The sequence below is a fragment of the Paraburkholderia sp. UCT31 genome (assembly GCF_014397655.1).
Taxonomy (GTDB): Bacteria; Pseudomonadota; Gammaproteobacteria; order Burkholderiales; family Burkholderiaceae; genus Paraburkholderia; species Paraburkholderia tuberum.
In genome coordinates this window covers 24,629-42,644 of the sequence record NZ_VZQP01000062.1, presented here as the reverse complement: position 1 = coordinate 42,644, position 18,016 = coordinate 24,629, and the positions used below count along the sequence as shown (strand labels likewise).

At 60.2% G+C, this 18,016-nt stretch carries 24 protein-coding genes; 8 read left to right on the top strand and 16 right to left on the bottom strand.

From position 1 onward, the window contains the following. Positions 1 to 791 precede the first annotated feature (791 nt). Positions 792 to 1,391 (top strand): hypothetical protein, encoded by a 600-nt coding sequence (locus F6X40_RS35025; RefSeq protein ID WP_187631012.1) that lies wholly within the window; start codon positions 792 to 794, stop codon positions 1,389 to 1,391. Positions 1,392 to 1,836: 445 nt separating this feature from the next. Here F6X40_RS35025 and F6X40_RS35020 read toward each other — a convergent pair whose 3' ends face one another. The 6 genes from F6X40_RS35020 to F6X40_RS34995 all read right to left on the bottom strand — a co-directional run bounded on the left by F6X40_RS35020 (position 1,837) and on the right by F6X40_RS34995 (position 6,230). Beyond that, positions 1,837 to 2,247, bottom strand: a complete 411-nt coding sequence (locus F6X40_RS35020) for a hypothetical protein (protein ID WP_187631011.1) — start codon at positions 2,245 to 2,247, stop codon at positions 1,837 to 1,839. Positions 2,248 to 2,367: 120 nt separating this feature from the next. Then, positions 2,368 to 2,742, bottom strand: a complete 375-nt coding sequence (locus tag F6X40_RS35015; protein WP_187631010.1) for a hypothetical protein — start codon at positions 2,740 to 2,742, stop codon at positions 2,368 to 2,370. A 122-nt stretch (positions 2,743 to 2,864) separates the two neighbouring features. Beyond that, a complete protein-coding gene (locus F6X40_RS35010; protein WP_187631009.1) occupies positions 2,865 to 3,293 on the bottom strand; it encodes a hypothetical protein in 429 nt (142 codons plus the stop codon). A gap of 56 nt (positions 3,294 to 3,349) precedes the next feature. After that, on the bottom strand, positions 3,350 to 4,471 hold the full coding sequence (locus tag F6X40_RS35005) for a hypothetical protein (protein ID WP_187631008.1): 1,122 nt from the start codon (positions 4,469 to 4,471) through the stop codon (positions 3,350 to 3,352). Next, on the bottom strand, positions 4,468 to 4,833 hold the full coding sequence (locus tag F6X40_RS35000) for a hypothetical protein (protein ID WP_187631007.1): 366 nt from the start codon (positions 4,831 to 4,833) through the stop codon (positions 4,468 to 4,470). Before F6X40_RS35000 ends, F6X40_RS35005 begins: the two co-directional genes overlap by 4 nt. Beyond that, the gene (locus tag F6X40_RS34995; protein WP_187631006.1) at positions 4,830 to 6,230 is read right to left on the bottom strand and encodes a hypothetical protein; all 1,401 of its coding nucleotides are present in this window, start codon (positions 6,228 to 6,230) and stop codon (positions 4,830 to 4,832) included. Before F6X40_RS34995 ends, F6X40_RS35000 begins: the two co-directional genes overlap by 4 nt. A 363-nt stretch (positions 6,231 to 6,593) precedes the next feature. On the opposite strand from F6X40_RS34995, the gene F6X40_RS34990 reads away from it, so the two are divergent. From F6X40_RS34990 to F6X40_RS34980, 3 genes are all read left to right on the top strand, one after another. Further along, positions 6,594 to 7,127, top strand: a complete 534-nt coding sequence (locus tag F6X40_RS34990; RefSeq protein ID WP_187631005.1) for a hypothetical protein — start codon at positions 6,594 to 6,596, stop codon at positions 7,125 to 7,127. Between the two features lie 79 nt (positions 7,128 to 7,206). Beyond that, on the top strand, positions 7,207 to 7,500 hold the full coding sequence (locus F6X40_RS34985) for a hypothetical protein (RefSeq protein WP_187631004.1): 294 nt from the start codon (positions 7,207 to 7,209) through the stop codon (positions 7,498 to 7,500). Positions 7,501 to 7,821: 321 nt separating this feature from the next. After that, complete coding sequence (locus tag F6X40_RS34980) at positions 7,822 to 8,094, top strand: hypothetical protein (protein WP_187631003.1); 273 nt, start codon at positions 7,822 to 7,824, stop codon at positions 8,092 to 8,094. Positions 8,095 to 8,305: 211 nt separating this feature from the next. Here the strand turns inward: F6X40_RS34980 and F6X40_RS34975 are convergent, their stop codons facing one another. Next, positions 8,306 to 9,142 carry a hypothetical protein gene (locus F6X40_RS34975; RefSeq protein WP_187631002.1) on the bottom strand — a complete coding sequence of 279 codons (837 nt, stop codon included), beginning with the start codon at positions 9,140 to 9,142 and terminating at the stop codon, positions 8,306 to 8,308. 150 nt (positions 9,143 to 9,292) lie between these two features. Between F6X40_RS34975 and F6X40_RS34970 the strand changes: the two genes are divergently transcribed. Continuing rightward, entirely contained in the window at positions 9,293 to 10,057 is a 765-nt protein-coding gene (locus tag F6X40_RS34970; RefSeq protein WP_187631001.1) for a hypothetical protein, read from the top strand. Positions 10,058 to 10,084: 27 nt separating this feature from the next. Here F6X40_RS34970 and F6X40_RS34965 read toward each other — a convergent pair whose 3' ends face one another. From F6X40_RS34965 to iscB, 8 genes are all read right to left on the bottom strand, one after another. Beyond that, complete coding sequence (locus F6X40_RS34965; RefSeq protein WP_187631000.1) at positions 10,085 to 10,345, bottom strand: hypothetical protein; 261 nt, start codon at positions 10,343 to 10,345, stop codon at positions 10,085 to 10,087. Positions 10,346 to 10,359: 14 nt separating this feature from the next. After that, positions 10,360 to 10,719, bottom strand: coding sequence for a hypothetical protein (locus tag F6X40_RS34960; protein WP_187630999.1), 360 nt, complete (start codon positions 10,717 to 10,719; stop codon positions 10,360 to 10,362). 155 nt (positions 10,720 to 10,874) lie between these two features. After that, positions 10,875 to 11,276, bottom strand: a complete 402-nt coding sequence (locus tag F6X40_RS34955; protein WP_187630998.1) for a hypothetical protein — start codon at positions 11,274 to 11,276, stop codon at positions 10,875 to 10,877. A gap of 66 nt (positions 11,277 to 11,342) precedes the next feature. Further along, positions 11,343 to 11,924, bottom strand: a complete 582-nt coding sequence (locus F6X40_RS34950) for a hypothetical protein (RefSeq protein ID WP_187630997.1) — start codon at positions 11,922 to 11,924, stop codon at positions 11,343 to 11,345. Between the two features lie 61 nt (positions 11,925 to 11,985). Then, positions 11,986 to 12,216 (bottom strand): hypothetical protein, encoded by a 231-nt coding sequence (locus F6X40_RS34945; RefSeq protein WP_187630996.1) that lies wholly within the window; start codon positions 12,214 to 12,216, stop codon positions 11,986 to 11,988. Between the two features lie 286 nt (positions 12,217 to 12,502). Further along, positions 12,503 to 12,868 carry a hypothetical protein gene (locus F6X40_RS34940; protein ID WP_187630995.1) on the bottom strand — a complete coding sequence of 122 codons (366 nt, stop codon included), beginning with the start codon at positions 12,866 to 12,868 and terminating at the stop codon, positions 12,503 to 12,505. 1 nt (position 12,869) lies between these two features. After that, a complete protein-coding gene (locus F6X40_RS34935; protein ID WP_187630994.1) occupies positions 12,870 to 13,313 on the bottom strand; it encodes a hypothetical protein in 444 nt (147 codons plus the stop codon). Positions 13,314 to 13,387: 74 nt separating this feature from the next. Then, complete coding sequence (iscB, locus tag F6X40_RS34930) at positions 13,388 to 14,671, bottom strand: RNA-guided endonuclease IscB (RefSeq protein ID WP_187630993.1); 1,284 nt, start codon at positions 14,669 to 14,671, stop codon at positions 13,388 to 13,390. Positions 14,672 to 15,134: 463 nt separating this feature from the next. On the opposite strand from iscB, the gene F6X40_RS34925 reads away from it, so the two are divergent. Both F6X40_RS34925 and folE read left to right on the top strand, forming a co-directional pair. After that, the gene (locus F6X40_RS34925; protein WP_187630992.1) at positions 15,135 to 15,542 is read left to right on the top strand and encodes a hypothetical protein; all 408 of its coding nucleotides are present in this window, start codon (positions 15,135 to 15,137) and stop codon (positions 15,540 to 15,542) included. A 223-nt stretch (positions 15,543 to 15,765) separates the two neighbouring features. Continuing rightward, complete coding sequence (gene folE, locus F6X40_RS34920) at positions 15,766 to 16,347, top strand: GTP cyclohydrolase I FolE (RefSeq protein WP_187630991.1); 582 nt, start codon at positions 15,766 to 15,768, stop codon at positions 16,345 to 16,347. Positions 16,348 to 16,597: 250 nt separating this feature from the next. Here folE and F6X40_RS34915 read toward each other — a convergent pair whose 3' ends face one another. Beyond that, positions 16,598 to 17,428: a lysozyme inhibitor LprI family protein gene (locus F6X40_RS34915; RefSeq protein WP_187630990.1), complete on the bottom strand. Its 831-nt coding sequence runs from the start codon at positions 17,426 to 17,428 to the stop codon at positions 16,598 to 16,600. 309 nt (positions 17,429 to 17,737) lie between these two features. Between F6X40_RS34915 and F6X40_RS34910 the strand changes: the two genes are divergently transcribed. Continuing rightward, a complete protein-coding gene (locus F6X40_RS34910; RefSeq protein WP_187630989.1) occupies positions 17,738 to 18,016 on the top strand; it encodes a hypothetical protein in 279 nt (92 codons plus the stop codon).

Here is an 18,016-nt window from a genome sequence, read left to right as displayed (position 1 = left end):
CCCCATAATTGCCTTGTCCCGCCTGACCGACCAGAATTCGCAGAACAGTGCCTTGTGTCAAGGATAAAGTGGTAGTGAGGACAGCGCCGTGGCCACCCGGGCCAAACCCTGACGACGCCCCCCCCACACCTCCCGCGATGGTTACGGTGTAGGCTCCGGTTGCCGGCACGGTCCACGACTGAATACCGCCCGATACCGATACCGTTCCGGCCAGGAGCGTTCCGCTATAAGCGGTCGCACACTGAGCGGCGGTCGGCCCGTTGGCACCGGTGGCTCCGCACGCCGTGAATTGATAAGGCCCTTTGGGTACCGGTGCCTGTGCCTGTGCTTGGCCCCGTAGCCCCGAAAAGGGCACCCGGAGGGTGTAAGTTGCGGCAGAGGCTCGATTGTTCGCCCCTAGAGCCAGAAGGCTAAGGACAAGAGCTGATAGCGCTGCTCTGGTGTACGTTTTCATTGTGTTTTAGGGCAAGGGGTGGGCGTCGTTGAGCCGTATAGGAAAGCGCGGTCCGGTCCGGTCCGTTCCGGCGACAGGGGCGTGCCGATTACGCGGTTGAGGGGTGCACGCGGGCCCATCGTCGGCGATGTTCTAGCATCCCGGATAAGCCGATAGCCGTTTGCTTTGAGAGATTTTTCAGGAGACTTCGGCGCTTTACAAAAAAGCAGGGGAGTCCCTACACTGGGTGTCTCAGGACACTTCCACAACGACAGGACACTAAATGACCACCTCTACAACGCAAAGCGAAGCACCTAAAGACGGGCTGACTCCGTCACATGCGACTGCTGTTCTCAACGTGGCGCAGAAGTTCGATGTATGCACCTGTCGAACCGCTGCTGGCACGCCGGCAGCTTCGCACCACAAGCCGGATTGCCAATACCGGTTGATGGTCGAGGCCGCGCAGATTCTCGACGGCGTCCCCGGTGGCTGGCCGCAAGTGAACACAGGGGAGACCGAGATTGCCGACACTGCCGACACTGCTCTGGACTGGAAAGAGCGCGCTCTCAAGGCCGAAGCCGCTTTGCAGTGCTCCGGGGCATCGCTGCTCGTGGTGCCGGATGCACAGGTAAGCAACAAGCATCGCGGCGGTACGCAGGCCTATCTCGCTACCGAATACTTCAACGAGGGTTTCAACGCATGCCGCGATGCTGTCCTCGAGGGTATGACGCTCGCAGGCGCCGCCCAGCGCAAGCTGAACGGCTGGCATTTCGGCGAGTATCACGACGGCTGGCTCGTCACCGACCCACAAGGCCGCGTGCATGTTGCGCATGACAAGCCATCGAGCGACGAGACTGAAAGGACGCTTGCGCGGTTGTGTCAGGCGCTGGCTGGTTCGCGGGCCACCGCGTCCACGCAAGTCCAAAGCGTGCTGGAAAACGAGGAGCACAATGGCTAAGGCGCGAATTTCACCGTCGATGCGCGTGGTCCTCGAGAACCTGGCCGCCGGACGGGAAGCCTTCGGACACATCAGCGGGCGGTCCGCGCATGGCGGCGCGTCAGGGACTGCAGGGGCCTTGCTAAGGCAGGGACTTGTAACGAGTGTCGCCGGCCGGATGACGTTGACGGATGCGGGCCGTAACGCTGTCGCCAACAGCACCGCAATCGGCTAGATTGGCCCTGCTGTCGAGGGCCGCCCATGTAATTACGCCCCTTCAGCGAAAGCTTGAAGGGGCATTTCTTTGGCAATAGGGCGCGGCGTCTTTCTTGACGCGCCGCAATACTGCGGTGATTGCGGCATTAGGATGGATTGGGTATCCGGATTCTCTGGTTGAAACGTGTAAGGTTTCCAGACAATCCACATACCCAAGAAAAAGCCGGAAGCGTGAGCCTCCGGCAGTAAATCAGTGCTTGGTCTTCTCGACCTGCTGGAAGACGTCAATTACCTCGGCCCACGCGCGCATGCGCGATTCCTCATCGAGACGATGCTCGCCGTTTGCGCTTCCCCCGCTCGTCGCCTCGCGTCGCAGCATATCCACCGCGAACTGATAGGTGGAGGTGATTCGTTGCTCTGCCGTTTCTGTTCGCGAAGTACCTGCGTTTGTCAGGCGCGCGAGCACCTGAAAATAGACGCGTTCACAGATGACGCGATAACGCAGGTCCGGCAGGTCGGCAGCGACCTTGACGACTGCCAGAGGGTCATCGGCGGTAGCAGCGGCTTTGAGCTTTGCGGCCATATCTTCCATTGCCCGGAAGCTTGCCTTATGCAGTTGGCCGATACCAAAAACCAGCTCTTCCAGTTTCTTTTCGTACATGGTGTTGTCCTCATGAGTTGCACGGTTAGCCCGTGAACGGTATAGCCAACGCGCCGCCACCAACGGCCGGAAGAGCCTTTCTACCCACACGTTGCCCGAGGATTGCGTCGCGACAGTGCTTCAGCGCGTCGCCGTCTCAAGAAAGGGGAGCAGCCGGAGCGTAGTGGGATGGTAGTCCCGCGTCTCGCCGGCAATATCCTTCGATTGTGCGTATGTCTTCCAGCGCATCGCCTCCGAATAGCGCCGGCGGAAGGCCTGGTCGAACGCCGCGCAAACCTCTTCGTACGTGGCGCCCTTCAGCTCCGGTCTGAGCACCATTCCCGGCAGCTGCGTCGCGAGCAGCCCGGCAGCGGGCTGGGTCATATCCAGGTCGGCGGTATTGTGCGGAGAGGCCCAAAGCATGACGATGTCGTCGTCGCGCACGGTATCGCCGCAAAAGACAGCGTAGAGTGCTTGCTTTGTGGCCAGTTTGAAGTTTTGTGTTTGAAAGCCCATCCATCTTCCTTTACAAATTCCGCACCGCTCTGTGCCCCTGCCGAAACTGAAGGTGCACCAGTATTGACGGCAATCCGGTTTTGCTATTGCTGGAGTAGCAGTGCAAAACCGGCGTAATTCGCTTAATCGCCCCACTTCTTGCCGACGACACCAGAAATAATGGCTCCCGCGATACTCCCGGCAACCTTCCCAGCGTCTTTAACCGCCGACAGTGCCTGTTCTTCCATGTGGATTTGCCGCGTCATTGCACTGACTTCACCGCGCACCAGCTCGCGGTTCATTGCCCGCACCTTGTTCGCGTAGGTCTCGCTGAATATCGACTTCGACCAGTCCCAATTGATGGCCCCGGGCTGGCACTGCCACGGAGACTTTTCCGGCGTCAATTCGCCGTTGTACGCATCGACCGCCGCGCCGACAAGGACCTCAAGACCGAGAATGCCGGGGCCAAGCGCAATCTTTTCGCCTGTCGTAAGGCTCCTGCCATCTGCGCGAAACGCGCCGTCAATCTCGGCTTGCGTTGGCGGGTCGTTGAAAATGCTGAAATCGCTCATAGCTCGTGCCTCAAGTTTTCCGATTCGTTATCGCCCTTGTGTGCGGCCCGCGAAGGTTACAAACGGAGGCGGGTCAGTACCACTGCGTCATGGTTGAGCGCAGCGTCGAGGGCATCACGTACGCTGTTGCGTTCCCGATATTGCTGCGGCTGTTCCCCGATGTACGCCAACTCGAGGTGGATACCACCATCGAGCTCAAGCCCCATAGTGATAACTCCGGTCTGCGCGGCAGCTTCGAGTAAATCAAGACGTTTCGTATCAGTCGCCGCATCGAGCTCGCGTGACGTCGTGTTCCGGGCGCGGGCTGCTTCAAGTTCGCCGAGCATGACAATCAAATCGTCATGGCGAACAGTGACCGACCCGATACCTTCGCGGTTGTTGTGGGCCGGGAACCCGCAAGCCGATTGGCGCAAACGGTCGTATGCTTCGTGTCCGGTCATGCTGCGTTTCGGCCCGTCGGTCAGCTTCAGCTCGCCGGCGCGTCGCTGTGAGGTGGCTGCGAGTCCTGCGTCAACAGCCGCCAGTAGCTTCTGCTCCGGCGGTTCGCTGCTGAAAGCGTTGTGAGCGGCGGGGAAGCGCTTGCGCAGCTCAGCGAGCAGATAGTTCAGCCGCGCCGCCGGGGAGCCAGCAGCATCCGCGTAGAAGCTCTCAACAAGTCGCACGACAGAGCGCTCGGCGTCTTCGACCCCGGCCTTCTCATGAAGCGGCGGGGAGGCGCTGTTGAGGTAGGCATTTTGCCACTGTCGCGCGGAGTAAACGAGTTCTGTGAGGCGCGATTGCAGTTCTTTGCGCTGATAGTCGGTGAGGCGGGCCGGTTGGGCGCCTGCCGGCGTATCGGGCGCGCGCGTCGCCTTCACAAACGCGTGCACCTTGTCGGTCAGCGGCGTTGTGTAGTCGGCCTCTGTGTCCGTGTTGTACTCGTGCGCGGGACTGTCAATCAGGTTTCCAATAACGCGAAGCTCCGTTTGCAGGCGCGTTACCTGGAGGCGCAATGCCTGCAACAATTCCTGCAGGTCTGGATGCTTCCAGTTTGGCTCGGCATCGCGCGTGACGGCGTGCGAGGCTTCCCACGCCTTCAGACCGAATCGAATCTGGTCGGTGTCCCAGTTGAAGGCAAGGTCGTCCGGCATCGCGTATTCGCGACGAAACCACGCTTCGAAATTTTGTCGACTCGTCATACAGGTGCTCCTTCGCTGACGCGCAGCGCTTGTTCTATCGCGGCGCGCACGTTGTGCGCATACCATTCACCGTTGTTCGCCTGGCAGTCGAAGACGATTCGATTAATTTCTTCGAGCGACAGCTTTCGGCTACTCGTGGCGGCCCGAGGAGCGACGGCGAGCATCGCCTGGTAGCGGCCCGTCATGTCACCCATGTTCTCGTGACGGCAGCCGGTCGCTACCATTTCCTCGGTCGGTTCCACAGGAGCCCACTGCCAGACGTCGACTGCTTGCGAGTTCGCAAGGGCGCTTGCGGCGGCGCTCCACGCGGCCAGTTCGTCGCGCTGCACGTGGGGAATCAGGTCGCTTTGAGCTGTCGTCACCCGGCCACTCCCGCACGGCCGAGAAGGTCTGCGGCTTTTCGCAAATCTCCTTCGCTGTCGATGAGCGCAGTCTCCAACCGGTCGTCGATTGTCGCGTCCGCAGTGAAGCCCGTTCTGTACGATACGAGCGATTGAAGCGTGTCGAGACGCTGAGCGTCGGTAGGCGCGTCGCGTGCGGTTAGCTTCCGAGGATGATTCGGCTCACTCGCGGCAGGTGCCTCGTTTTCCCAGCGCTTGAAGTACGCGGTTTCCTGTTCCTCGTCGGTCGCGCCTGCTGCGGCAGGGTCGTGCGGTCCGTTAGCAATGGCTGCCGGTGGCGTGTCCAGCATCGCGGTGAGGAACTGCCAGATGAACGCGTCGGAGCTTCCCCCGTCCTGCCAGTTAAAGCGCCACGCCTTGCCGTCAGGCGCGGCTAGCCTGACCTGAAATTCCGACGTGCGCTCCAGCGTCCATCTGTCCGGCAGGGCGACCGTGGTCGGTTTGACCCGCACGGCCTCCGTCGTCACCGCTGACTGCGCGGCAGGAGAGCTGGTGAGAAGATAGCGTCCGAAGTCGGTCAGGTAGTGACGCCCGAAAGGAGCGACGCGAACCGCGCCAAATTCAGCCAGCGCGCGCATGTCCTCCTTGTCCACATCATGCCCGTCCGACTCGGAATCCTCGCAGCATCCGTTGAAGCGACGCAGGCAATGCATGAGCCTATGACCCAGACGCGGAAATTGCTCCACCGGCTCCGCTGTAACAGAGGGCTGCGCTTCATCGCCGGCGCGAGTTGCGTTGTTGATTCCGGGCATTGCTTGCTGTTCCGGATAGCAGACGACAGAAGGGGCGCAAAGATAGAGCTTGGTGCCGTGCGGCAAGTCTTCCAGCCGTTTGCACTCGCCAAGCGTGTTGAGAAACACCTGTCCATCGCGGTGCTGGATGTGCGCCACCGGCTCCGGCGACAGGCGGGTCTGCGCCTCATCTTCCGGTGCGGAGGTGACTGCGAGGTCTGACAGGCGGCTGATTGGCAACCCCCGTATCACGTCCGTCCATGCGCCAATCCACGTATTCGATTGCGCTGACTGTGTCGCAACAGGTGACTGCGCGGGCGGAGTGCACGACTCCTCAAGCTCGGACTCGGCTCTCCCGCAGACCCTGCAAAGCCCCAGCACGACCTCGCCGTTGCGGTCCAGGACCTGCGGCGGCGCGTCTGCGTCGCCCGTCTTGTAGAGCAGGTGAACGGGTTCGCTCTCAGCGACGGCCTCGCTCATGGTTTCGCCGGAGAGCAGCACATTGAGGCGCTTGGCGAGCTCGGGGCATTCGCTGAGCGACAGCCCGTGGGTCCATGCGTCGCGCATGTAATTTATCAGCTGTAAGGTGCTCTCGCGGAATGACTGCGAATCGGCGGTGTTGCTCATTGTTGTGTCCTCTGGTTCATGGTCGCATTTACGCCGGAGCCTTGGCGGCGCGGCGTGCAATCCTTCAGCGCTTTTCTTGAGCTAATGTAAAGGCTACGATTTGGAGGCAATTATACGCGGCCGCCGCTTTTGTAACGAGTGTTTGTTGCCTGCGCCACTTTACAGCGCGGACACCGAGGCTAAAGGATTTGGCTATACAATCGCGCAGGCCTGCAGTGGAGGATTTCCTCTCGACGCTGGCCCGGGCCGGAACGGTTCGCCGCGTTGGGCGGCGCACGGAAACCTAGCCTATAACGGAGAAGAATTCATGAAACTCACCTTCCCGGAGGCGCCATGTTAGTCAGTTAATTACTGGAGACTAGCATGGTTGTCATTCCGAAAAATGATGGGCCGTACACGGTTTATGACCGTAACGGCAATGTGTCGGTGTATCGCACGAAAGCACAGGTGGTCAAAGCGTCTGGCGGGTACGGCCGCCTTAAGCGGCGTCTCGAGCGCGGCAAGCCGGTGTGCGCACGGGCATGGCTCGCCCAGCCCGAAGCGTCGACGGTGTGGTATTACGCCGAGGAGCGTGCTTCTCGGCTGGTGTTGAACACGGTGGGCGACTCGCTTGCGATTGAGGCGTTTGCCGAGTTTGCGCCGGTGAAGAAACCTCGCATTCAAGGTGACTACGGAGTCTCTCACGAGGGCCGCAAGCGCACCAACGGGCGCTGGTATCGAACCATCGGCACCTTCCCCGAGCGTCGCATGAATGCTCTTGTCCTCTTCGAGGACGGCGAGACGGCATCGCGCGCGGCCCGGCAGGGCAAGAACCTGCCGAGCCCTTGGGACGACTACGTTCGGAGCAACGAACGCAATTGGAAGGTTCAACGCCAGAAGCAATACCGCGTCCGCTGACCCGCGATGCGCAGACACAGGTGGCCCGGCCAAAGCCGGGCCACTTCACTTTCACACCAACGAATTCCGAAGGAGAGGTATGCCATTCGACGACACGCTGGAAAACCGGCGCATATCGCAGACAGCGCCCGAGAGCATCACGCTCTGGACGCTCATCGTTACCATGTCGGATTTGCACGCGACAGTGTTCCGGGCGCATGAAAGCATTATTAGCTCGCTGGCGACGCCGAATCTGGACGAAACCGAGGCGCTGGAGCGGGTAAAGATGAACCAGGAACTCATCGAGCGGGCGCAGGAAGCTATTGCCGACATCGAGGCTCTGCTCGAGAGCCGTCGCGCAGCGATTGCGGCCATTCCGAGTCAGGAAGGCTAGCATGCCATCGGTGCCCGCCGAGTCGACAAATGCTCGACGGCCGCGAAATCGAGAGGCACCCCGGAGGAATGGGCCGAGTGGCTCAAGCAGCTTCGGGCGAGGGTAAGCGGGACAGCAATGTGCGATTTTGCAGTACGGCGGGCCAAAGCGGTCATCTCTGAGATGGACACGCGCGCAGCGCTTGGAAACGAGTGTAGTAGCGCCGCATCCCGTCTTTGATTTTCAAGTTCGGTAGGCTTTACAAATGTTTGTCTGGAAAGCACTCGACGGCTTTACATTTTACCGTTTACAATAGGTAACGGCCACGAAAGCACTAGACAAATGCAACAACTCGAACAGAAGAAAATCCGCACTCACAAGTCTATCCGCGTCAGTCAGAAAGACGGTCCCGACACGACAATCGGACTGCAGGTGACGCTGTTCCAAACCGCCGCACAGGCGCTTGGAAGCGAGCAGGCCGTGAGCCGGCTCGTAAAAGACGCCAGCCGGGCCTACGACAACTTGCGCGGAAAAACCACGAGCCGCTCTGAGTTCTGCGCAACGCTGCTTGCCGAGACGATTGGCAGAAACTCGCTCGCAGGCGTTGCCGCGTGACGGACCTCGCCAAGGGATACCGGCCTATATCGAGTGGGGCAGGCCGCATCGAGTAAGGCCGTCCCGTAGCACCTAGATGAGGAACCGCCAGCCGGCGCCATTGAGCCGGGCGAGCAGGGCGCGCAGCCCGCAGTGGGCAATCGACGCGCCTTAAGCTACCGTATGCCGAGTGGAAAAAAAGGAAGCCCGCCAAGCGCGGGCTTTCGAATTTTTATGCGGGCTGCTGTGCGCGTTCACGGATAAGGCGGTAGCTGCAGTTCGCCTTTGCCCACGCCAAAAGCTGCTCCCTCGTGTAGGGGCCGTAGTACTCTGCATCGACACCGTAGCCCGGGTTCAGGCCATACACGACATCCGTTTCCGCCTCGTCCGACCAAATTGGCCAGAGATGGCCGACCCCGCGCCCTATGTACCGCACAATCTCCTGATTGAGCTCAACGACTCGTGAGCGGGCTTTTAGACGTAGTTGCGAGTCAAACTGCTTCTGAGCCTGCTTTACCGCCGCTTTGTCGTCCTCACTCAGTTTTGTGAGGTCCGCCATGATGACGCCGCCAAGGCGTTCGTTGCGTTTCAGGAATGTCGCAGCGAAGACGACATTTCCGGCGCGAAGTGCCTCATGAAAGGCGGTGAGCGCTTGCACATATCCCACGCCGCGCACGCGGATTGCGAACGAACCCGAGTCCCATGCGCCCGCGACGTGGGGGTCCTGATACTTGGAACCTTCGATGAAGCGAAGCTCATTTGTGCACTCCGACAGGCTTTGCGGCGCGAAGCCCAGAATTGCTTCGGGGACATCGCCCTCGGCAATGACGAACTGAAGCTGTTGCGGAAACTTCACGATGCGTTTCGATTCGAGCAGGTCCGGATAGACCGGCTCCTGTCCGCGTCGAAGGACATCAATGGCATCTGCTTCGGATTCGCTCTTGGCCGTCAGGCTCGACAGCAGGACTTCGCTGCCACACTCGTGCTCCGTGCAATGGTCGGAGCCCGTAGCGAATCCCACCAGACCCGAATTCGAAAAGACAAGCTTGCTTTCGCATCCACGATGCATCACTCACCTCAAAAAATGGTTGGGCGTCGCGTATAAGGAAGTCTTCAGTTCTACAAACCGCGCGGACCCTCAAGCCCTTAACAAATAATACACCTGTCGGCAGGCTAAAACGCTTCCCTACACGGGGCTTTGCATATTTGCAGGCCCCTCGTGAACGTTTCCAGCTTTTCAAATCGCGCGGATACCGCTCTTCGAAACCGCACAATCCGTCGTGAGGTGCGCGGACTCATCGAGGCGCTCGAGTCGGTCTCGACAACGCTTTGGCCCGGAAAGTCGGAAAAGCAGGCCGGCAAATGCATCCTGCAGCCCATGCTCAATTGCTGGATTGAACAGGAACTCGTCGAGCGCGGCTGGACGAAGGAAGTGGCGGTTACCGGCGTAAGCGAAACCGACGGCATGCGGGTGGATTTCTGCCGCAAGATTGGCAAGCGGGTCATCCTGCTCGAGGTTCAGCTCGGTAACGTGGGGCGACTCTATGCCGATTTCGCCAAGTTCCAGCACGCGCAGATGAAGGGCAACCTTGCGCTCGCCATTACCGTGTCGCTGACGGCCGCGACGGCCAAGCTCACAGACAGCGGACTCTCGACGCATGAGAACACCCTCACGCGAGTGGCCGAGTTCAATGACACCATCTTCGAGGCTATTCCGGTGCCGCTGTTGTGTCTTGGACTCAGTCACGACCCCTCCAACGTCGTCGACCTCTCGAAGTCGCGTTTCCCGCATCCGAAAATCCTGAGCGGCAAGGGCGCAAAAGCCGAAATCGCGAGCGCAGTCGAGAAGCTTCGCCGTGGTGTTCCGGTAGAGTGGGTCGGCCCTCGAGAAAACGCGGCGGTGATGGTGGCGAGCGGTCGTGTGGCGCCGCGCCGCGCGGCCACGCGCCAGACCGCCCGCCGCACTCACCTGAAAGCGGCATAGCCAAGCGCGCCGCCGGGGCGCTACGCCCTAACTTGTCGAGGGCGGGGACGCCGCCTCTGCGGTCTGGCTCACGAGGTCGTGCGTGACCAACACGGTCCAGTTCAGGCCGTCGCGCAAAACCACGTAGTAGCCGAGCAGTCTCCGCCCTTTCCAGGCGGAGCGCACGCCGCCGGGCGTAGCGCCGGCTAGCATCTCAATCTGGTCGGCGCCGTGCTCCCGCGCGAACGGAATGAGCCATGCTTCTCCGGCCTGGGCCGCGTCGATTTCGTCGATGAAGGTCTGCATCATGGTTGCGGTTCCCGTTAGCGGTAGTACAGGTACACTTGTGGGCCGTCTTTTAGGATGAACAGCTGGAAGCCGACATAGCGCCGGTCCGGCGCACGCAGCTTTACGGCTTGCGCGGGTGTCACCCATCCGTCTTTCGCACACTCGGACGACCAGGTGGCGTCCTTAACGCAGATTGCGAGCGAGCCGTCAGGGAAATGAGAAAACTGGTCCGCGTGCATGAAGCCGGTAGCGGTCGTTGCGGACACGAACCCGGAATTCTGGGATACGGACTCATCCGGCGGCGCCGTATAGGTGGCGTTGGCCGTCCGCGAAAACAGAAGCGACGCGACACAGCCTGCGACAGCGAGCAGAAGCCGCGAGTTCGGATTAAACATCGTTATTCCTATTTGTCTTTTTCAGCACAATCAACCTCACCCAATAGGCTGGCGTCCCGCGTCCTGCATGGGGTGTACCGCGAGTCCTTGCGATGCTTTGCGATATGCAGCGTGAGTCGGTCCTGCAGGTCTCCGAGGAACCCAGGGCAAGGTGGTCAACCGCGTTGCGCGGCGCCGGTCGAGAATTCGGCGCTCGCGTCGCGCCGGCCCAACTCGGCATAGGCTGCTGTACGGGCTTCATCCCCCGCGCTGTCGTACACGCGGCGCTCCCGTCCGGCCAGTTCGTCCAGTTGCTCCGCCTGGTCGCGAAGCGTGCGCGCGAGAGTGTCATTGCCGGATGCAAAAGCGACACCGGCTTTGTCGCGCAGTGCCTTCGCTGCCTTGTCGACGCCGGCGTGGATGCCTAGCTGAAACGCGGCATCGCCAATTGTGCCGGCGAGAGACACCAGCGTTTCGGAAGTGAGGTCTTGGGATTGGCTCATCGTGTCGGGTGATTGTTTAAAGAAATGCACTGCGACAGGAACGCTTAAAGATGCCTGCCCGCCAGCGTTGTCCATACGCCTATTTTGCACGCGCCCACCGGACTGCTATTTCGGCGGCGCGCCGCGCAAAGCCGGTTCGACTCAGGCCGAGGCAGTCTCGCGCGCCTCAGGCGATACCTGCCATTTGCGCGTGAATTCCTGTTCCAGGGCTTCGTTCTGCTCGGGAGTGTTCTTGCTGGACCATACGACCTCTTGTGCTAGCTTGATGGGCTGCAGATAGGGCCACAGGGTCTCGCCGTCCGCAACGACTTCCTGACGCCAGTCATTTGGAACATCCGCGTACTGCGCCTTGTAGTCGGGCAGCTTTTTCCTGTTGTGCTCGAGGGTTTCTGCTGTCTCCGTTGCCGGACTCAGCCTGATGGTGGTCATGAGTACAAGTTCGAGCGAACTCTCCGGCGTGATTCCATAGAACTGCATTGAGCGTTCTGACGACTCGTTTTCGTCTCGGAAGGACGTGAGATAACCGTAGTAGTCAGTGGTGGTCGAGCCTTCCTTGAGCACCTCGCCACCGTGCCGGAACAGCCTCTTGGTCTCGGACTCCTGAATCCAGACGATGTCTTTCTCGAAGGTCATGCGTCGACGCTCACCGCCGACCGTGACGAACTCTGTGAAGGTTTCGGTGGTCCGCTTGACGACCGGGCAGTGTGTTTTGAAGGTACTCATAGTTTTCGCTTTTTGGATAGTGAAGGGCGGAGCCGTGACAGCGCGGATTCGGCTAGAGTTGTCAAGCGCGGCTTCGCGGGTTATCGGTATCCGATGGCGAATCGTGCAAGGCTTGGATTGCAGGGAAAACGAGTTCCCGGAGCGTCGGGTTACCGGGCAGGGCCTCCAGGGCACCCACCGCGATTGCGCGAAGGTCGGCGGGGAGTTCGTCGCCGAAACCATGGGCCGCTGCCCAGCCAATCATTCCGAGAAATCCATTCCGAAGCACCTGAAGTTCTTCTTTGTCAGCCACGAGGGCATCTCCTTTGCGCACGTTGCGGGTTGAGCCAGCCTTGGGTAGCTCTGCCACTCTCCGGCAGAAGAGGTCCCAGAAAGCGGCGTGCATGCTGCGGTGGCTGGGCGTACCTTCTGGCGCTTCCCACTGTTGCCAGGTACGCACTGAGGTGTGCACCAAGCCCGCAGCCCTGATTTGCGAGAGACCTGCCCGTGCGCGCGTCGCTCGCACAAGTTCTGGCGCTGGACTCTCAACGAGGGCGACACGCCGTTTGGTCGTGCGCGCCCGGTTCTGTTCGACCATGCTATGTCGCCTGCGGCGCGCCGCCCTTGAGCGCGCTCAGCTGTCGGTGAGCCGCTGCAAGCTCTTCGCACAACACCGCAACCGTCCAGCCCACGGTATTGACTGTGGACTCCGCAACATCGGCCGGCAAGCTGCGCCGGAGCTCGCGAATCGCCTTGCGCGTGTCGGCGACAAGACCGATAGCCCGGTCGCTCGCCAGCATGCCCGGTCGCGGGAAGGGCGCGGCTTCCAATGCTGCCAAGATGGCCATGCGCATCGCAGGAGTGGCCGCCAGCGGCCCACGCGTGTGCATCACGTTGTCGTACGCCTCGTCGGCCGCCACCAGCATCTCTTCGGTGACCACAGGATTCTGTTCTACTGGCAACATCTCAGTCGTTGCCCTCGAGGACGTGCGTCACTACCATCTGCTCGAGCCACGAGGTGTAAGACGGCTTCGGCTCTGGCAGTTCGGCGTAGGCGACGATGAGGCGCTTGCGCTTGTCGTCGATGATTTCGAGGAAAGCACCGATATCCTCTTCCGGGTCGACGTAGAAGGCGTCCTTGGGCTTGTAATAACCTGCCTCACGCGCGGTGCGCGTGGGCTTGCCCTCGGCGTCGTAATAGTTGCGAGACTCAAAAGTCTGGTTGAACGAGTCGAACTCCGTGAAGTCGACCAGCAACTGGCCAACTTCGGGTTCTGTGACCCTCCCGCCGACGATTGCCATGCGCATGCCCGCCTCCGCATAGCCGTCCCAACGGCCGACCTCGTCTTTACATTCGACGACAACGGGTGCGCCGCTGGCGGCGAGGGTGAAGAGTTCCTTGAATTTCATCCGTTGAAATGCTCCTGGAAACCTCGTCCTTCAGGGCGAGGAGGAAAGGAGGGCCGGCGTAGCCGGCCGCTTTGTTAGTGTGAGTAGCCATAGCCGTCGGCACGCTGTATGACCTTGCAGTGTCGATGACTAATGCCTTGAACGACGCCTTGTGACGTCTGGATGTTAAAGCTGCCAGTAGCGCGAACGGCCACGCGCCCGACGTAGGTGCCGACCTTCTTGCCGGAAGGGACGACGGCCTTGACGCGGTCACCGGTCTGAAACCCGTGTACACGTTTGGTACGCATCAGGTAGCCGCGCGGGAAGCCTTGCGCGGTCAGGCGCGTGCGCTGATAGCTGCCGCGACCCGCGCACTTGACCTCCAGCGTCGGACGCTTCCAACCCTGGACAGTCTCCACTTCACCAACGCAGACGGCATCGAGCGCGTGCGCCTTCGGAATGTGAAAGCGCGTGCGATTCCACTTCGTGCGCCCGCCGCTGGCGAGTTCAACCGCGAGTTCCGTCTCTTTCAGGGCCGAGGCGAGCGCCCAACGTGTGCTGTTGACAGCGGCAGCGTCGCGCAGCGGAGCTTTCGCCCGCGCCAGGATACGTTTGAGCCGCTGCTCGTCCTTGACGAACTCTCGCACATCGAGCGAGCCTTTGCGGCAATTGCACGGTTCGCAGGCAAGCGTCAGGTTCGACACGCGGTTCGAGCCGCCGCGCGCACGCGCGACGATATGCTCAATCTGCAGCGGCACCCCTTCGTCGTCGCAGTACGCGCATTGTCGCCCCCACTTCTCGAGCAGGTACTCGCGAACCTCATAGCCCAACAGTTCGCCTTGCTGATATTCGACGCCGGAAATCTCCGGCTTCTGCATCGCCTGCATGTCGAACCGCACGAGCTCCATCGAGAGAGCCGAGACCGGCGCCCAGCGCATCAGCCGCCGGACCCAGGACATCGTCGTGTCGACGCGATGCTGAAGGCTAGGCGCAAGCCAGCCTTCGCGACGTGTCCGATTGTTGAAGCGCGGCGCGCGGTAGCGAAGGTTCGCGCTACGCCGCCTGCGGCGGAAGGCGCGCCGCGCGGTGAGCGCTTCGCTGATTTGACGGCCGCGATGCACGAGGTCGAAGAGGTTCAGGACAGCCACACCTTCGTCGAACATCCGGACCAGCGCGACACCCGTTACCTTGCTGCCCGGGTCGAGCTTGACGCGAAGCGACTGATACGCGCTGTCCTCTGCAAGACGGTCCGTCAGCCGAATCACGAATGGGACCACGCGATGAACGCGCGCCCGACCGCGCGCGAGTAGCAGGCGCGCCCGCTTCTCACTGCACGGCATTAACGGCCTGCCTCGTCTGTCCAGCACAAATACTGCCATTTACTCTCCTTTGTCCCTTACGGGACCTTGTGACGGAAGCCTTATGGCTTCGCTCCCCTCGCCCATGTTGTACAGCGGTGCATCCTTGCGACCCGTTTCGTGCCTACCCGAAGCGTGTCTGCGGTCGCAGGTTCCAGAGTCCGGAACTGAGGAAAGCATTCCGGAGTGGGTCTTTAACCTCTGTACAACGTAGTCCCCTGCGGGACTGGGGCTGGTCAACCTCGGCTCTTTACAAGCCTCGCCCTTCAGGGCGGGGTGATTGACGTGGGGCTTCTGTCTTGTTTGATGTCGTTAGTTTACGCGCATTGCGCGTCTTTTACAAATCGGAGTTGACTTTACAAAACATGGTCCAAGCCATTCAAGTCGTAGGTGAATACCCGTAAAACGGGCTGTTTAGGGGTGAAGACGACAAAAGATGTGGATTTCCCTTCCTACATTTGAGAAGGTTCAAAAGGGAGGAGACATGAAAAAACCACTCACTTTTTGCTTGGTCGCAACGACCAGTCTGCTTGCACTGGCGGCCACAGACAACGTCGGGTTTCTGGCGCTCAATCCGGACACCTATGACATTGTCCAGCTCATGCTGGCAATGGTATCGGTTGGAGTTGCGGTATTCCACGTCGGCCAAAGGGTTCGCCAGAGAGCCATTAGCGTCGTCCCACTCATTTTTGGCATCATAGCGGGAACGCTGACGGGCGTTGTAGCAACAAAGAATCCGATGCTGGGCACCCAGCTTTGCGGCATCGGCAGCATATTGGCGCACACATCCATCCTGGCGTTGGTTGTCGATTCGATTCTGTGTCTTCTTTCCTACGCGGAACTGGATGGCGCAGAAAGCCTCGCGGAACAGGAAAGTCCGCCGGTATCGTGACCGCCGTCCGTAATTCAACCGCCGTAGTTGGACCTTGGCGGGGTTTTTTATCGCCCGGATTTGTCTGTATAATCCCACGCTTTTGAAGGAATCGTCGGCCGGTCCCGGAAAAGAACGTTTGCGCCCGCATGCCTTTGCGGTTCGTTTCGTTCCTAACTGTGGTTGCAGAGTCCGTACAGATTATTGACCTGGAGTCGGACTAGAATAAGGACGTTGTCTTAGAATGCATGACCTGACCGACGAAGAACTCACAATCGGGTTCAAACTTTTGCAGTCCATCAACGGCGAGAATGCCGCGCGGGAAGGACTCGCTGAGACGCCTGGCCGTTATATGAAGGCCCTGAAGGGCTGGACAGCAGGCTACGCCCAGGACCCGATAGCCGTCTTAAAGACATTCGACGACGGCGCGAAGGACTCAAACGACATCATCCTGCTGACCGACATCCCGCTCTATTCGATGTGCGAGCATCACCTGGCGACCATCTTCGGAGTCGCCCACATCGGATACATTCCCAATGGCCGCATTGTTGGCTTGTCGAAAATGTCGCGAGTAGTCGACATCTTTGCGAAGCGACTGCAGGTGCAGGAAAGGCTGACGAACCAGATTGCGGACGCGATTATTGAGGGTCTCGACGCTAAGGGCGTCGCCGTCGTTCTGGATTGTCGTCACATGTGCATGGAGTCTCGCGGTATCAACAAACCCGGCATTACGACGCGAACCACCGCCCGACGCGGTGTCCTGACTGACCCGGAGATGTACCGCCACGAGTTTCTTCCGCAAATACCCCGCAGCGTTACCGTCTAGGCGCTACATTTCTTTATCTGACAACCCGACGCGAGCACATTGCGAATGCGAACACATCCGAGACGAGGAAAGCCCCACATCGATGTATGCGGCTGGGGAGGAAGCGGGAGCGGGAGTGGGCGGCTTTGGCAGTGTTCGCAGCCGGGAACGTTGTCCGGTTGGGGTATGTCACCGGCGCAAGCTCACTCGGCCTGGGAAGAGCGCAATGGCGTTATGGCAACGGCGCGACTTGTGTTCCACGGACGGGCGCCTATCGCAGCACTTTGGCAGGCGATGCAGCGGTGCCCGCGCCGGAGCTGGCGGCAGCTGCATCTGTCGCTGCCCCGAGGTGTACCGGCGTCGCTCTGAGTACCTCTAGAGCGTCCACCAACTCCTTTGATTCCGCCGGGGATGCCGCCTCGTTTCGGCGGATTTCAGCGAGTTCGAGTAGCTGCGATACACGCTCCTTTGTCAAAGCAAAGATGAGCGAGGCTCGGGGCATATCCGGGAACTTCACTGAGGCGAAACGTACCCACGCGTCACGATAAGCAATCCACCTGCGCTCCGTCTCCTGGACTCCGGATTTCGTTACGTCACCGGACCCTTGGGACCACACCACTTCATCCCCTGTTTGCACGAATCGATAGACTTCGTTTAGCTTACCGTCTTCATCTGAGCTTTCCTTGCTTGTGTGCAAACGGAGTTTGCCCTTGGCGACTCGGCGGAAGGTTTTCGAAAAGCTGTCTTCGTCGGCCTCCCGTTGGTAGCCTTGGGCGAGATAGCCCGGTACACCATCATTGACCGTTTCGTCACATGCCCGCGCGTCGAGGAAAGCATCTTTTGCGGTCAGCAACGGAGCGAGGGCAGCCCGGTCCGATTTGGACCAACCCCGAGTGATACCCGCCAGAACTCTTAGTCTCTTCTTCTTGGCTGCCGCCTCATCGATTATTGGGAAACCATTGACATCGGTATTTACATTTTGGGTACTAGGCGAATTCGCGCTGGGAAGTGGACCGGGGCGGTTATTGCCTTCTGCGAAAACCGGCGTCGAGGCAAAGAGGACTACTGCTGAAAGGACGAGTGTAGTGCTGAGATTGCGCATGCTTTCGGGTAAAGAAATTGGTTGGGCAATGGGTGTAGCAAGCGAAGGGTCGAAATCGGCGGCGGCTGGTGCGTGTGTCCGAAATGCGGCCAGATGGCGGGGCCCATGCTCTGCGGCCAAAGCCAGGCGGGCGGGGAATGCCAGGATATAATGCCAGGCGATTGTGACGGCGTCCTGCGAGAACTCCAGTGGCGTGACCTCGCGCCACGAGCTGAGTGACTCGTCAGGCCGAGCGGGGGACGTCAAACGCATATCGAAGGCCGGCCGCAGAGAGCGGTACGGACCAGGTCATGAACTGAAGGAAGGCTGATGCGATTCATCAAATCCGAAGTCGTCGAATTTGACGAAAAATACGAACGAGCCCGAATCAAAAAGTTTTTTAGCGCCGAAGAAGCCGCGCCGATGCTTGCCGTTCTCGATGCACTGGAAGCCGGTGATTTGAAAACGGCCTCTGACCTGTTGACCGTCGGCGTGGCAAGCCGCATGCCCGCTGTCTTTAACGTCTTCAAGGCGTATCGAGACCACCTGCGGGAACCGGATGTTTACCTGGCTCCGAAGCGGATGGTCAGCGACGAGGGGCAGAACTAG

What these genes read in the sequence shown, in the direction of transcription:
- F6X40_RS35020 (WP_187631011.1), bottom strand. Translation starts at nt 2,247, where the DNA reads ATGTACGAAAAGAAACTGGAAGAGCTGGTTTTTGGTATCGGCCAACTG.
- F6X40_RS35015 (WP_187631010.1), bottom strand. Translation starts at nt 2,742, where the DNA reads ATGGGCTTTCAAACACAAAACTTCAAACTGGCCACAAAGCAAGCACTC.
- F6X40_RS35010 (WP_187631009.1), bottom strand. Translation starts at nt 3,293, where the DNA reads ATGAGCGATTTCAGCATTTTCAACGACCCGCCAACGCAAGCCGAGATT.
- F6X40_RS35005 (WP_187631008.1), bottom strand. Translation starts at nt 4,471, where the DNA reads ATGACGAGTCGACAAAATTTCGAAGCGTGGTTTCGTCGCGAATACGCG.
- F6X40_RS34995 (WP_187631006.1), bottom strand. Translation starts at nt 6,230, where the DNA reads ATGAGCAACACCGCCGATTCGCAGTCATTCCGCGAGAGCACCTTACAG.
- F6X40_RS34990 (WP_187631005.1), top strand. Translation starts at nt 6,594, where the DNA reads ATGGTTGTCATTCCGAAAAATGATGGGCCGTACACGGTTTATGACCGT.
- F6X40_RS34985 (WP_187631004.1), top strand. Translation starts at nt 7,207, where the DNA reads ATGCCATTCGACGACACGCTGGAAAACCGGCGCATATCGCAGACAGCG.
- F6X40_RS34980 (WP_187631003.1), top strand. Translation starts at nt 7,822, where the DNA reads ATGCAACAACTCGAACAGAAGAAAATCCGCACTCACAAGTCTATCCGC.
- F6X40_RS34975 (WP_187631002.1), bottom strand. Translation starts at nt 9,142, where the DNA reads ATGCATCGTGGATGCGAAAGCAAGCTTGTCTTTTCGAATTCGGGTCTG.
- F6X40_RS34965 (WP_187631000.1), bottom strand. Translation starts at nt 10,345, where the DNA reads ATGATGCAGACCTTCATCGACGAAATCGACGCGGCCCAGGCCGGAGAA.
- F6X40_RS34960 (WP_187630999.1), bottom strand. Translation starts at nt 10,719, where the DNA reads ATGTTTAATCCGAACTCGCGGCTTCTGCTCGCTGTCGCAGGCTGTGTC.
- F6X40_RS34955 (WP_187630998.1), bottom strand. Translation starts at nt 11,276, where the DNA reads ATGGACAACGCTGGCGGGCAGGCATCTTTAAGCGTTCCTGTCGCAGTG.
- F6X40_RS34950 (WP_187630997.1), bottom strand. Translation starts at nt 11,924, where the DNA reads ATGAGTACCTTCAAAACACACTGCCCGGTCGTCAAGCGGACCACCGAA.
- F6X40_RS34940 (WP_187630995.1), bottom strand. Translation starts at nt 12,868, where the DNA reads ATGTTGCCAGTAGAACAGAATCCTGTGGTCACCGAAGAGATGCTGGTG.
- F6X40_RS34935 (WP_187630994.1), bottom strand. Translation starts at nt 13,313, where the DNA reads ATGAAATTCAAGGAACTCTTCACCCTCGCCGCCAGCGGCGCACCCGTT.
- iscB (WP_187630993.1), bottom strand. Translation starts at nt 14,671, where the DNA reads ATGGCAGTATTTGTGCTGGACAGACGAGGCAGGCCGTTAATGCCGTGC.
- F6X40_RS34925 (WP_187630992.1), top strand. Translation starts at nt 15,135, where the DNA reads ATGAAAAAACCACTCACTTTTTGCTTGGTCGCAACGACCAGTCTGCTT.
- folE (WP_187630991.1), top strand. Translation starts at nt 15,766, where the DNA reads ATGCATGACCTGACCGACGAAGAACTCACAATCGGGTTCAAACTTTTG.
- F6X40_RS34915 (WP_187630990.1), bottom strand. Translation starts at nt 17,428, where the DNA reads ATGCGCAATCTCAGCACTACACTCGTCCTTTCAGCAGTAGTCCTCTTT.
- F6X40_RS34910 (WP_187630989.1), top strand. Translation starts at nt 17,738, where the DNA reads ATGCGATTCATCAAATCCGAAGTCGTCGAATTTGACGAAAAATACGAA.